The following is an 11,443-nucleotide window of genomic DNA, read 5'->3' on the forward strand; positions in this document are numbered from 1 at the left end:
TATCTGTAACAAAAACAATACAATCTCTCTCTAATTAGGGAGAGATTTTTATTTATGAGGACCTTTAAGATATTTTTCAATACCATCAGAAGTATGAGTTTCAAAAAGATTATACGTCTTTTATCACTTGTCCTTCCCCATCCTCTTTTTGCCCTGTTGAGCTTTCATGCCACCGTAAAGGCATTTACCATTGCTCAGAAAAAATTCCCTGAAACTGCCTCCAACAATGGAATTGGAAATGCTTTCAGACACGCTCTCTGGTGCTGTTTCATTATGATGTACTGCTGCAAGGTATCTTCTCCTAAAAAAGCGCTTGATTTCTGCAAAAGAATAACAGATATGCATGAAGAACTATTCCCGAACGAGCCTTTGGAAACCAAAATGGATCTCCATAATAACAAAATCGGAATGGATTACTTCATGGAACTCTTACCCGGAATTCACCGCCAGTTTTTTGAAAAAAGCTTTTTTGTAGAGTCATTGGTCAAAAAAATGGATGATGCCAAAGTTCTTAAAAATCTGAATGACAATTTTGAGGGACATCTTGTTTATCTGGAAGAGTAATTCTTCTATTTAAACGCTAAGGATCGCAAGGAAAATCTAAAAGCTTGACGCATATTTTTTGCTCGCAAGGGCATTTCATTCAGCAATGTTCTCTAATTTAAATTCTCTTTGCTTAGTGCGAACGCCTTCGCGAACGAAAAAATCAAACTTCATCATTAAAAACCTTTGCGTGCATTGCGTTAAAATGGCTTTAAGGTCTGAAGCTATCATTAATTCTATTTCGCAACAGAATAACAAAAGGCTTTAGTTATTTTTGTGGTTTAAAGTATTTTTGATAAGTTTAAACAATTAAATCAATCAGATGGTTCTCAGCAGAATTTGGTCGGCTTTCATTATCATTGCCATTGCCATTGCCAGTATAAAATACGTTTCGTCAGGTCATTACAAAACCATTTTCAATGATATGGTAGTAGGAAAAGGAGGTGATACGGTGAAGATTGCATCCCAGCCAATGAACAGCCTCTCCCCCGTTGTAAGAGACAGCCTGATGAAAAAGAATGATTTTGCAGACAGCAGAATTCACTATAAAACAGATTCTTTAAAACAAAATGTAAATGTTTATCGTGTTCAGGAAGCAGATGGAGTGATCGGAACATCTGAAACAGCAGTGAAGATCTGTCTTGGCCTTATCGGGATCATGACCTTATTCATGGGATTCATGAGTATTGCAGAAAAGGCAGGGGGAATCAATCTTTTAAGCCGTCTGATTCAACCATTTTTCTCTAAGCTATTTCCTGATATTCCTAAAAACCATCCCGCATTTGGGCATATGCTGATGAATTTCAGTGCCAATCTTCTGGGACTGGATAATGCAGCAACTCCTTTTGGGTTAAAAGCAATGGAAAGCCTCCAGACTTTAAATCCCAATAAAGACACAGCCAGTAATTCACAGATCATGTTCCTGTGTCTCCACGCCGGAGGAATGACTTTGATTCCCGTCTCGATTATTGCTATCAGAGCATCTATGGGATCAAAGACACCTACTGATATTTTTCTGCCATGTATGATTGCTACTTTCGCGGCTACTTTGGCAGCAATGATCATTGTTTCTCTCTATCAGAAGATCAATCTGCTTCGCCCTGTAGTTATTGCTTATGTAGGGGGAATTTCAGCAGTTATTGCTTTATTGGTAGTATACCTTGTACAGCTGAGTAAAGATCAGTTGGATGACTTCAGTAAAGTACTAAGCAATGGTTTAATCCTTTTCATTTTCCTGGCTATTGTGCTTGGAGCCGTTTACAAGAAAATCAATGTTTTTGATTCCTTTATTGAAGGAGCAAAAGAAGGATTCACTACTTGTATTAAGATTATTCCTTACCTGGTTGGGATGCTGATCGCGATTTCATTATTAAGGACTTCAGGAGTTTTTGATGTGATCATTGACGGAATGAAATGGGTTGCGAATGTCGCGAATATGGATCCAAGATTCGTAGACGGGCTTCCGACAGCTTTAATCAAGCCTTTATCCGGTTCCGGAGCCAGAGGAATGATGGTGGATACAATGGCAACGTTCGGAGCCGACAGTTTCCAGGGGAAATTGGCAGCAGTTCTTCAGGGGAGCTCTGATACTACGTTTTACGTAATCGCAGTCTATTTTGGCGCCGTTGCCGTTAAGAATACAAGATACACGGTAATCGCCATGCTTTTGGCTGATTTAGTCGGTGTTATTACTGCAATTGCGTTAGCTTATTTATTTTTTGCTTAATTAAAAAGTTGCTGGTTTCTAGTTTTTTTAACCGTAAAAAAAGATATTAATGAGCTACGAAAAACTTGATATTTATAATATTGCTTTTGAATTGTTTATTGAAACACATAAATTATCGCTCAAACTACCCAACTATGAATTATATGAACTAGGAAGCCAATTGAGACGTTCTGCAGATTCCGTTGTTACGAACATTGCAGAAGGTTATGGAAGAAACAATTACAAAGGTGACTTTATCAGATTTCTTACTTACTCTCAGGCAAGTTGTGACGAAACAGTTTGTCACTTGTCAAAAATCAACCGTCTATATCCGGATTTAAGCTCAGACTTTAAAGAAAAATCAGAACAATACAAACTCTTAGGAGGAAAAATCAATAACTTTATAAAATACGTCCAACTAAGCTGGCGAACCTAATCAAAACCAGCAACCAGCAACAAAACTATCCATTATGATTACAGATAAAGAATTCACCCTAAGACTCATCCGCCAATTAACCCAGGCATTGGAAAAACTGATTCTCGATAAACCTGAAGAAAGTTTAATGCAGAAAGAACTGGATTTTGATACGTTGATGAGAGACATTTTCAAGATGAGTTTCACAGAAGTTTCTTCTAAAACCAAGGAAGAAATAATTGCTATTGTTAATGAAAGACAGGAAAGAGATCACAAAGATTATTATGAAATGCTGGGAAATCTTTTCTATTTCAACAGCAGACATGATCAGAACAAAGATTTTCAGGATAAAGCAAAGACTTTCTATGAGCTGTATCTCCAGACCAGCGGTATTTTTGCGCTTCCAGTTATTAACAGAATAAATGAATTAAAAAAAGCACTTGAATAAAGTGCTTTTGTATTTTAGAATGTAATTTTATAAGTTCCGGTAGAAGAAGTACTGGCTTTCTCTGCCTTTACATATTTCTTTACCCAGGCTACTGATGTGGATGATACACAAGGATCTGAAACACCTCCTAATCTTCTTGCAGACACCACATTACCCGCTTTATCCACAGTATAGGCAATGGTAATTGATCCGCTTGCCGTACAGCTGTGAGACGGCTGTGCTCCACCTCTTCCCATTGTTCCGGGAATATATCCAACCAGCTTTCTGTCGATTCCTACTTTGCTGTCTCCATTTCCATCTCCTCCTAAAGGATCTCCCGCATTCCCTATACCTTCTCCTGTTCCCTGGCTTCCGGCTTTTGTTCCTCTTCCTTTGATCAGGTTTCCAATAGCGGCATTCCCTTTTCCGTCTCCATTTCCTGTTTTTGAATTGGCTGTGGCAGCTCCGGATTTCTTAGTATTTTTAGAAGCACTGGTACTTGTTGCTTCCTTTTTTACAGCTTTTTTTGATTCCTCTTTTTTAGGAACTGTTGCTTTTGAATTATTTCCTGTGATGACCTTCTCCTTTGTCTCTACTTTCTTTGGTTCAGGGGTCGGTTCTGGTTTTACAATGGTTTTTGTTTCCGGAACAGGTGTTTCTGCAGGCTCAGGAGTCACTTCTTCTGTTGCTGCTGCAAGACTTCCCGGCTGTTCGGCAGGTTCCTCAATCCCTTTTCCGTTTCTATTGTCCCCGAAGTTGACCAGCATGGTCGTAACTACTTCAGGATCCTTATCAAGCTCAGGTTTTAATTTATACAAAAAAACAAAAAGCAGAATAGCAGCCCAGATAAGAACAGAAAGCAGAGCGCTCTTTATCCTATCTTTGTTTTCTTCGTTTCTGTTTGCTGTATAGCTTCTCATCTTAAAAAGTAATTCTTTCCGGAAATCCGGATTTGTTATTTATCTTTAACAGTTGCAATCGCAATGTTAAATTTATGTTTTTCAGCAATTTCCATCACAAAAACAACATCCTTATGCAATGTATTTTCGTCAGCTCTGATTGTGAATGATTGATTGGTCTGACCGGCCAATTTATCTACAATCATCTTCTCCAATTCTCCTTTATTGACAGGATTATCATCTACAAAGAATGAACCGTCCGGTTTGATGCTTACCGTCACAGGATTGGGTATATTATCGTCAACAGCTCCGGCTTTCGGCAGATTCACATCAATAGCACTTTGATTGGCTGCAGAAGATGTGATCATAAAGAAAATCAGCATCAACAGGATAACATCTGTCATCGCTGCTAAACTGAATTCCGGGTTTGCTTTATTTCTTCTCTGAATTTTCATCTTAAGAAAGATTTATAAAGGTTTGTTGATAAGGTCTAAAAATTCTCCTGACATATTCTGAGCCTTCAGTACAAATTTATCAATCCTTGTCAAAAGGATATTGTAGCAGAAGTTAGCTGGAATTGCCACAGCCAAACCTACAGCGGTTTGTCCCAAAGCGGTATAAATACCTTCTGAAAGTGTTTTCGGAGAGAAAGATCCTGTAGCATGGGATAAATTAAAGAAAGCAATAATCATCCCGATTACCGTACCCAAAAGCCCCAACATTGGCGCAATACTCGGCACTACAGCCAAAAGGTTCAGGTTTTTCTCCATATTGGCAACCTCTACCTGAGCCTGTGCTTCCATAGCACTTACAATATCAGAAACAGGGCGTCCCAATCTTGAAATTCCTTTTTCTAAAATTCTGCCTTCAGGAGAATTTTGTGTTTTACAATAATCTGTCGCAGCCTCTATTTTTCCTGCTTTGATAAAGTCTTCAATATTATTCATGAAGTTGGAATCCGTTTTTGAAGTCAGCCTTTTGATAAAGAAGAATCTTTCAAAAAACAGATATAGAGAAAAAATCCCCAACAGCAATACCGTGACCATCACTATTTTAGCGAACGCTCCTCCATGGAACATAATTTTCCAGAATGAGAACTCTAAGTTGTCTGCAGCAACTGCAGGTGTAGCGATTTGTGCAAATAAAATCTGAGAAAGTTCCGTTAACAGCATTAAATGTAAATTTTATTAAATTTTCAACGACAAATGTAGTAGAATATTATGAATTGAACTCTTAAAAATTGCTTAAAAACAACTTAAAATTTGTTACAATTCTATCAATAGCAAATTTCTCTCCAAAAATAATTTTGAAAAGAAATACGGTATTAAAAAAGATAGAAACTTTTGTTAGTCCTCGTCTACCTCAATATCATCCTGCCTGAATTCGCATTTTAATCTAAAAGGAATCGGTGTATCTGATCCGGTATAGAAATCATCAATGGTGCCCTTCCAGATGACCTGAAGCTCTCCTTCTTCATTTTTTTCGAAAAGAAGCTCATTGTCATAGATATAGGCCTCTTCGTCATCGAAAAGATCTACTTCTGTGTAGGTTTCCTCATCAGAGTCATTGATTGTGATAGTTTTTCCTTCTATTTCCGCTGATTCGATAGGAAAATCAAAAACTTCAAGTGAAAGCTGCGGAAAGTTGTACTGTAATGAATCATCATCTACGTGATCCAAACTGTCATCCGTAATAACTTCAACCTCTAAAAAATGTTGTTGGTTGCTGTAAACTGCCTTACAATAAGTATTTCTGATATTGTATTTTAGCGTCTCCTCCGGATGGTAAATTTTTAAAATCCCTTTCATTTTTTCTTAAAAAAGAACTGTAATAATATGATTGTTAAACGTTTTAGACAAAGATAAAAAATTGATTTAAAGTTGAAAGGATTTTGAAAATAATTTTTTAAAATCACCTCATACCATAAGTCTGAATATCCCAATAATACTTACTTTTGTTTTCATAAAGATTCTGAAAATGAAAAACATTATATTGAAGAGTATTCTAGGATTGGGATTGATAGTCGGTCTTGCTTCATGCAAAAAATCTGATTCTCCCCTTACGAAAGTGACTCCCAGCAATCTGGATTCTATTGCTTCCAACTATTATGAGCAGTATCTTAAGCTCTATCCTTTAGATGCTACTTCTCAGGGAGATACAAGATATAACGACCAGCTACCGATCAATATAGACAAAGATTTTATCTCAGGAGAAGTCGCGTTCTACAATTCTGTACAGAAACAGCTGGAACATGTAGATTACAAAACTCTTTCTGATGAAGATAAAGTGGTGTATGATGTGCTGGATTATACTTTAAAAGATAAAATTGAGGCCTATGCCTATCATCCGGAATATATTCCTTTTACTCAATTTGGGGGACTTCCTCTTACTTTTCCGTTGTATGGAAGCGGACAGGGCAGCCAGCCTTTCAAAACCGAAAAAGATTACAGCGACTGGCTGAAGAGAATGGAAAAATTCCCGGAATGGATGGATGCAGCAGCAGATAACTTCCGTGAAGGAATTAACAATAAAGTGGTACTTCCTAAAAAACTGGTGACCAAAATGATTCCTCAGATGAAAGCCGAGGAAATCACAACGTCTGATATGGAAAAAAACATTTTCTACGGACCGATAAAAAACTTCCCGAAAAATTTCACGCAGGAACAGAAGGGCAAATTTTCAGCACTTTATAAGGATGCGATTACAAAAAAAATTATTCCGGCTTATACCAAAATGGGAGTCTTTTTAGAAAAAGACTATCTTCCAAAAGCAAGAGATACAGACGGATATAACAGTCTTCCTAATGGAAATGAAATCTACAGCTATTATGTAAAAAGCTGGACAACTACCAAGAAATCTCCTGAAGAGATCAATAAAATCGGACTGCAGCAGGTGGCTATGCTTCGTGCAGAAATGGAAAAAGTAAAGCAACAGGTTGGTTTTACCGGAACATTGGAAGAGTTTATCACTTTTGTAAAAACGGATCCAAAGGCAATGCCTTATAAAACCTCCAAGGAAGTTTTAAATGCCTTCAACGGTATTCTGACGAAGATTACTCCGAAACTGAAAACGATGTTTAACGTAACTCCAAAAACAAAGTTTGAAATCAGACAGACGGAGAAATTCAGAGAGGCAAGTGCCAGTGCAGAATATATCCCGGGAACTCCGGATGGTAAAAGAGCGGGTATTTTTTATGTTCCGCTGCCGGATCCTACGAAATTTAATGTTACTTCAGGAATGGAGTCTCTTTTCCTTCATGAAGCGATCCCTGGTCATCATTATCAGGTTTCCTTACAGCAGGAGAACACCAAACTTCCTAAATTCATGAGATTCGGATGGTTTGGAGCATATGGTGAAGGATGGGCTCATTATTGTGAAACATTAGGCCCTGAATTCGGTTTATACACGGATCCTTATCAGAAAATGGGATATCTGAGTGATCAGATGCTGAGAGCTGTAAGATTGGTAGTAGATACAGGACTTCATACCGGAAAAATGTCACGTGAAGAGGCCATCAAATATTTCTTAAGCAACATTTCTTATGATGAAGGATCTGCCACTGCAGAAGTAGAGCGATATATGGCTATGCCGGGACAGGCTTTAGGCTACAAAATAGGTTCTTTAAGAATTCGTGAGCTGAGAGAAAAATATCAGAAAGAACTTGGAAACAAATTCAATCTGGCAAGCTTCCATGATGAAGTTTTAAGCCAGGGATGTCTTCCTTTGGATGTTCTGAACAGAAAAATGGAGCTTTGGGCTCAAAAACAAAAATAGTTTCATATGAAACTATTTTTGTTTTTCGCAGTTATTTTATTGACTACCCTAAGCTGTCAAAAGGATCAAAATTTTGAAAAAATTACTGTTGATCAAAACTTACCCACTCAAGATACAATTCGGCAGCTTTCCAAATATCCAGAGCTGAAGCTGTATAACAGTGAAATTGTTGAAAGTAAAACAAGAACAGCTTATATTGTTCAGAAAGCATTTTATTATGATGGTCTTCTTAAAGGATCATTCCTTTTCGATGACTATAAGTGCAAAGCTCAATATCAGAACGATACTCTAAATATTTTACTGAACAACAATAATGGATATTTTGGAAATGGAGTTTTGGTAAAGGTATTCAATAATCAATTTTATATAAGAGATATTGATCCTAAAACATTAAAAGGCGAAAAAAAATTCATAAAATCAAAAGTTTCGGAACAGAAACTGATTTTAAACACCAACACTTTCAACAAAAATGATAGTATTTATGGCTTTATAGATTATAAATGCAACATTGATAGTTTGGTTTATAAACACTTCAGAGGATATTTTAAAACTATAATACAATAAAACTGATATGATCACAGAAAGCCTAAGATCTCTTTTCAACAGAGATTTGAATAAATTAAAAACAGAGATTGAAGCCTATCAAAATGAAGAAAATCTCTGGAAAATAGAGAAAAGTATAGCCAATTCTGCGGGTAATCTCTGTCTTCATTTAGTCGGAAACATCAATCATTTTATAGGAGCACAACTCGGAAATACAGGCTATATAAGACACCGTGAGCTGGAGTTTTCACTAAAAGATATCCCAAGAGCTGAGCTTATTGAAAAAATTGAAGCTACTATAGCTATGATAGATTCCGTTTTGCCACAATTGTCTGAAGAAGATCTTAAAAAAGAATATCCTCTGGTTGTGTTTGAAAGCAAAATGACCACAGATTACTTCCTGATCCACCTTATTGCTCATCTGGATTACCATTTGGGACAGATTAATTATCACAGAAGGCTGTTGGATAATTAATGCCATTCCCTATTTTTACAAAAACTAATTAACCCACCGAAACCCAATCATGTTATGAAGAAAATTTTTGTTTTCTCTTCTCATCCTGAAAAGTCATCCAATGATTTTAAACAATATGAAGAAAGACATTTTGAAACTGAATTTATTTTTCTTGATAAACAGGAAAGCTTCTTAAGTACGCTACAAAATGTTATTAAAAGAAATCATGAAGAAGACTATGTGATCATTTCTACTTCTCAACACCATTTCAGTCCTTATTACACAGATGAATATATTCAGAATTGTATTAATCAAGTTAAAAAATTGGATGGAGATGTACTGCTTGGAGGTGTTTTAAGCTTTGAAAAAGTTATTGAGGTTGCTGACCATATTTTTTGGATTGACGGTTTTAAAGGAGCACAATTTTTTATTATTTTCAATAAAACGTTTCCACTTTTCTTACAAAATGATTGTAATGATCAAATTCCTCTTGATGTATTTCTGTCATCAAACCTGGAAGATGTTTTTCTGATACACCCATTCATTTCTCTATATAAAAATGATGGAAACACGCACTCCTTTGAAAATACTATTGATTTTCAAAACCTTAATGAAAATCCGGAAGATCTTCTGGAGGAGCTTTCTCAAATAAAAAAATACTACAGCTATGAGTCATAATCATTTTTCAGATATAATGATCCCCACTTATATTATTAACATGAAACACAGGGAGGATCGAAGGGAAAGTATTGTAAAAGAATTTGATGGGAAACCTGAATTTGACTGCCGTATTGTAGAAGCCTGCGTACACGAGAAAGGAAATATAGGACTATGGGAAAGCATTAAAAAGACAGTAAACATTGCGATTCAAAATGAGGATGATGTCATTATCATTGTAGAAGATGATCATGTTTTTACAAAACATTATAGCAGGGATTCATTTATAGAAAACATTATAGAATCTAATGAACAGGGAGCCGATATCTTATCCGGAGGTATTGGAGGAGGCTTTAGATTTGTTGTCCCTATTACAGAAAACAGATTTTGGATCAATCATTTCTGGTGTACCCAATTCATGGTGATATACAGCCGTTTTTTTGATCAGATTCTTAATGCTGATTTTGGCCCGGAAGATACTGCAGATAACTTTTTATCACAGCTTACAGCTCATAAAATGGTTTTATATCCTTTTGTTTCTGTTCAGAAAGATTTTGGGTATTCTGACATCACAGCAGAAAATAATATCAGTGGAAATATTGAGCATTATTTTAAAACTGCAGATATTACCCTTCAGCTCTATCAGAAAAAATACAAACAATTGGTATTAGTTCAATAAAAAAGAGAGAACAAAACATGTTCTCTCTTTCTATATTCTCACTTTAAAAGAAGAATCTAACAGCATTGATAATAACCCGGAGAGCTGCAGTATGCGAGTTCATTTCCTCTTGATGCACAGGCCGCAGACTTGCAGTTACATGATGATGGACCTGATCCTGCTTTAATAATTCTCATTTCACTTCTGCTCATGTTATTTTTCATAACATTCAGACTTATCTTTTGTAATTTTTTCATGGTCTTTTTTTTAATTAATAATTATCGTGATTACCAATAAATTCTAGTAGGACTTACATTATAGGTGTTCGGGATTTTTGAAGGTACTTTTTCGGGGTTGTATACTTTTTTAAGCCAGAACATGTGAAACATAATGGCTTCATATTTATTTTTATAAATAATTTTTCCGTTATCAAACTTTACTCTGCCAGTGTAGCCTTCCATCAGAATAAAGTCAAAATGGGTTCTGAGAAGTCCGTCTCTTTCAGCATTTTTCATGATATGGGTAAAGCTTTCAATCTCAGTTTCAATCTCAAAAATAGGCATTCCTTCTGCAAGATCATCCCAAACAAAGTTGCATTCATCAAAACAGAAGTGGTCTGACATAGAAAATACCTTTTTAAAATCCTTACTTCTTTTGAAAAAAGTATTCAGCAGTTCATTATTCCTGTACAGTCCAAAACAACCGGTAGTATAATCATCTCTTACGCTGATATAGTCATAGCTGCCAAGAAATTCATTGGTAAAAAAAGCTCTTATATCTCCATAAATAAGATCGAGATCGCAGTGTCCCCAGAAGTCATATCCTTCTATCAATTCAGGGAACATGAAGCCGTAAGCCGGCTTAAAATCACACAATTTATAAGGATAATCAATATTAATTGTAAACCCGAGCTTATTTGAGGTTTCATCAATGATATCATTCAGGCTTTTATGAACTATTTTAACATTATCAGGAACATTTTTTACCGGTTCGGCATTATCCGTAATAATGATAAAATCTACACTTGGATTAAAAGCACAGGAATGCAGGTAATAGGGCATATACCAGGGATATTTACCATACCAGCAGGTAATTAAAACTAAACTTGGTGTTTTCATAGGCTAAAAAAATTCTGTAATTGCAGAATTGCAATTACAGAAAAAATATAAATTATTTTTGTTTGACTAGCAGCATTTTGCCGGCCATCCACCACCACATACAGCTCTCATACCGTTCATATAGCAGTATTGTGAGTTACAGTTACAAGTTCCCGGCTCACCTCCAGAACCAGCTTTGATAACTCTCATTTCGTTTCTGCTCATTTCGTTTTTCATGGCATTTAAGCTCAACTTTTGTAATTTTTTCATA

At 36.0% G+C, this 11,443-nt stretch carries 16 protein-coding genes; 9 read left to right on the plus strand and 7 right to left on the minus strand.

Annotation, left to right across the window (positions count from 1 at the left end):
- The first annotated feature begins 54 nt into the window (after positions 1–54).
- From OL225_RS16540 to OL225_RS16555, 4 genes are all read left to right on the plus strand, one after another.
- A complete protein-coding gene (locus tag OL225_RS16540) occupies positions 55–564 on the plus strand; it encodes a DUF6973 domain-containing protein (RefSeq protein ID WP_047375975.1) in 510 nt (169 codons plus the stop codon).
- 301 nt (positions 565–865) lie between these two features.
- Positions 866–2,269: a nucleoside recognition domain-containing protein gene (locus tag OL225_RS16545; RefSeq protein ID WP_264518961.1), complete on the plus strand. Its 1,404-nt coding sequence runs from the start codon at positions 866–868 to the stop codon at positions 2,267–2,269.
- A gap of 49 nt (positions 2,270–2,318) precedes the next feature.
- Positions 2,319–2,684: a four helix bundle protein gene (locus OL225_RS16550; protein WP_264518962.1), complete on the plus strand. Its 366-nt coding sequence runs from the start codon at positions 2,319–2,321 to the stop codon at positions 2,682–2,684.
- Between the two features lie 34 nt (positions 2,685–2,718).
- Positions 2,719–3,111: a hypothetical protein gene (locus OL225_RS16555; RefSeq protein ID WP_126653003.1), complete on the plus strand. Its 393-nt coding sequence runs from the start codon at positions 2,719–2,721 to the stop codon at positions 3,109–3,111.
- A gap of 14 nt (positions 3,112–3,125) precedes the next feature.
- Here OL225_RS16555 and OL225_RS16560 read toward each other — a convergent pair whose 3' ends face one another.
- The 4 genes from OL225_RS16560 to OL225_RS16575 all read right to left on the minus strand — a co-directional run bounded on the left by OL225_RS16560 (position 3,126) and on the right by OL225_RS16575 (position 5,797).
- A complete protein-coding gene (locus OL225_RS16560) occupies positions 3,126–4,010 on the minus strand; it encodes a ferric siderophore ABC transporter substrate-binding protein (RefSeq protein WP_264518963.1) in 885 nt (294 codons plus the stop codon).
- A 35-nt stretch (positions 4,011–4,045) separates the two neighbouring features.
- A complete protein-coding gene (locus OL225_RS16565) occupies positions 4,046–4,444 on the minus strand; it encodes an ExbD/TolR family protein (RefSeq protein ID WP_047375968.1) in 399 nt (132 codons plus the stop codon).
- Between the two features lie 12 nt (positions 4,445–4,456).
- The gene (locus tag OL225_RS16570; protein ID WP_047422081.1) at positions 4,457–5,161 is read right to left on the minus strand and encodes a MotA/TolQ/ExbB proton channel family protein; all 705 of its coding nucleotides are present in this window, start codon (positions 5,159–5,161) and stop codon (positions 4,457–4,459) included.
- 174 nt (positions 5,162–5,335) lie between these two features.
- On the minus strand, positions 5,336–5,797 hold the full coding sequence (locus OL225_RS16575) for a hypothetical protein (RefSeq protein WP_264518964.1): 462 nt from the start codon (positions 5,795–5,797) through the stop codon (positions 5,336–5,338).
- Positions 5,798–5,966: 169 nt separating this feature from the next.
- On the opposite strand from OL225_RS16575, the gene OL225_RS16580 reads away from it, so the two are divergent.
- Genes OL225_RS16580 through OL225_RS16600 form a run of 5 tightly spaced genes read left to right on the plus strand, consistent with a single transcriptional unit; the run spans position 5,967 to position 10,096 of the window.
- Positions 5,967–7,763: a DUF885 domain-containing protein gene (locus OL225_RS16580; RefSeq protein WP_264518965.1), complete on the plus strand. Its 1,797-nt coding sequence runs from the start codon at positions 5,967–5,969 to the stop codon at positions 7,761–7,763.
- A gap of 6 nt (positions 7,764–7,769) precedes the next feature.
- Positions 7,770–8,327, plus strand: coding sequence for a hypothetical protein (locus tag OL225_RS16585; protein WP_264518966.1), 558 nt, complete (start codon positions 7,770–7,772; stop codon positions 8,325–8,327).
- A 7-nt stretch (positions 8,328–8,334) separates the two neighbouring features.
- A complete protein-coding gene (locus OL225_RS16590) occupies positions 8,335–8,781 on the plus strand; it encodes a DinB family protein (protein ID WP_264518967.1) in 447 nt (148 codons plus the stop codon).
- Between the two features lie 54 nt (positions 8,782–8,835).
- The gene (locus OL225_RS16595) at positions 8,836–9,438 is read left to right on the plus strand and encodes a hypothetical protein (protein WP_047375957.1); all 603 of its coding nucleotides are present in this window, start codon (positions 8,836–8,838) and stop codon (positions 9,436–9,438) included.
- Positions 9,439–9,478: 40 nt separating this feature from the next.
- Complete coding sequence (locus OL225_RS16600) at positions 9,479–10,096, plus strand: hypothetical protein (protein ID WP_264518968.1); 618 nt, start codon at positions 9,479–9,481, stop codon at positions 10,094–10,096.
- Positions 10,097–10,152: 56 nt separating this feature from the next.
- On the opposite strand, the gene OL225_RS16605 is transcribed toward OL225_RS16600, so the two are convergent.
- From OL225_RS16605 to OL225_RS16615, 3 genes are all read right to left on the minus strand, one after another.
- Entirely contained in the window at positions 10,153–10,332 is a 180-nt protein-coding gene (locus OL225_RS16605; protein ID WP_047375954.1) for a TIGR04149 family rSAM-modified RiPP, read from the minus strand.
- 30 nt (positions 10,333–10,362) lie between these two features.
- The gene (locus OL225_RS16610; protein WP_264518969.1) at positions 10,363–11,193 is read right to left on the minus strand and encodes a DUF6625 family protein; all 831 of its coding nucleotides are present in this window, start codon (positions 11,191–11,193) and stop codon (positions 10,363–10,365) included.
- 66 nt (positions 11,194–11,259) lie between these two features.
- Positions 11,260–11,442, minus strand: coding sequence for a TIGR04149 family rSAM-modified RiPP (locus OL225_RS16615; protein WP_047375950.1), 183 nt, complete (start codon positions 11,440–11,442; stop codon positions 11,260–11,262).
- Between the last annotated feature and the right edge of the window lies 1 nt (position 11,443).

The organism is Chryseobacterium viscerum (assembly GCF_025949665.1).
In the GTDB taxonomy this organism is placed as follows: domain Bacteria; phylum Bacteroidota; class Bacteroidia; order Flavobacteriales; family Weeksellaceae; genus Chryseobacterium; species Chryseobacterium viscerum_A.

Excerpts from the sequence above, each read along its gene's own strand:
- OL225_RS16540 (WP_047375975.1), top strand. The coding sequence starts at position 55 with ATGAGGACCTTTAAGATATTTTTCAATACCATCAGAAGTATGAGTTTC.
- OL225_RS16575 (WP_264518964.1), bottom strand. The coding sequence starts at position 5,797 with ATGAAAGGGATTTTAAAAATTTACCATCCGGAGGAGACGCTAAAATAC.
- OL225_RS16600 (WP_264518968.1), top strand. The coding sequence starts at position 9,479 with ATGAAACACAGGGAGGATCGAAGGGAAAGTATTGTAAAAGAATTTGAT.
- OL225_RS16570 (WP_047422081.1), bottom strand. The coding sequence starts at position 5,161 with ATGCTGTTAACGGAACTTTCTCAGATTTTATTTGCACAAATCGCTACA.
- OL225_RS16550 (WP_264518962.1), top strand. The coding sequence starts at position 2,319 with ATGAGCTACGAAAAACTTGATATTTATAATATTGCTTTTGAATTGTTT.
- OL225_RS16605 (WP_047375954.1), bottom strand. The coding sequence starts at position 10,332 with ATGAAAAAATTACAAAAGATAAGTCTGAATGTTATGAAAAATAACATG.
- OL225_RS16560 (WP_264518963.1), bottom strand. The coding sequence starts at position 4,010 with ATGAGAAGCTATACAGCAAACAGAAACGAAGAAAACAAAGATAGGATA.
- OL225_RS16595 (WP_047375957.1), top strand. The coding sequence starts at position 8,836 with ATGAAGAAAATTTTTGTTTTCTCTTCTCATCCTGAAAAGTCATCCAAT.
- OL225_RS16585 (WP_264518966.1), top strand. The coding sequence starts at position 7,770 with ATGAAACTATTTTTGTTTTTCGCAGTTATTTTATTGACTACCCTAAGC.
- OL225_RS16565 (WP_047375968.1), bottom strand. The coding sequence starts at position 4,444 with ATGAAAATTCAGAGAAGAAATAAAGCAAACCCGGAATTCAGTTTAGCA.
- OL225_RS16545 (WP_264518961.1), top strand. The coding sequence starts at position 866 with ATGGTTCTCAGCAGAATTTGGTCGGCTTTCATTATCATTGCCATTGCC.
- OL225_RS16610 (WP_264518969.1), bottom strand. The coding sequence starts at position 11,193 with ATGAAAACACCAAGTTTAGTTTTAATTACCTGCTGGTATGGTAAATAT.
- OL225_RS16590 (WP_264518967.1), top strand. The coding sequence starts at position 8,335 with ATGATCACAGAAAGCCTAAGATCTCTTTTCAACAGAGATTTGAATAAA.
- OL225_RS16580 (WP_264518965.1), top strand. The coding sequence starts at position 5,967 with ATGAAAAACATTATATTGAAGAGTATTCTAGGATTGGGATTGATAGTC.
- OL225_RS16615 (WP_047375950.1), bottom strand. The coding sequence starts at position 11,442 with ATGAAAAAATTACAAAAGTTGAGCTTAAATGCCATGAAAAACGAAATG.
- OL225_RS16555 (WP_126653003.1), top strand. The coding sequence starts at position 2,719 with ATGATTACAGATAAAGAATTCACCCTAAGACTCATCCGCCAATTAACC.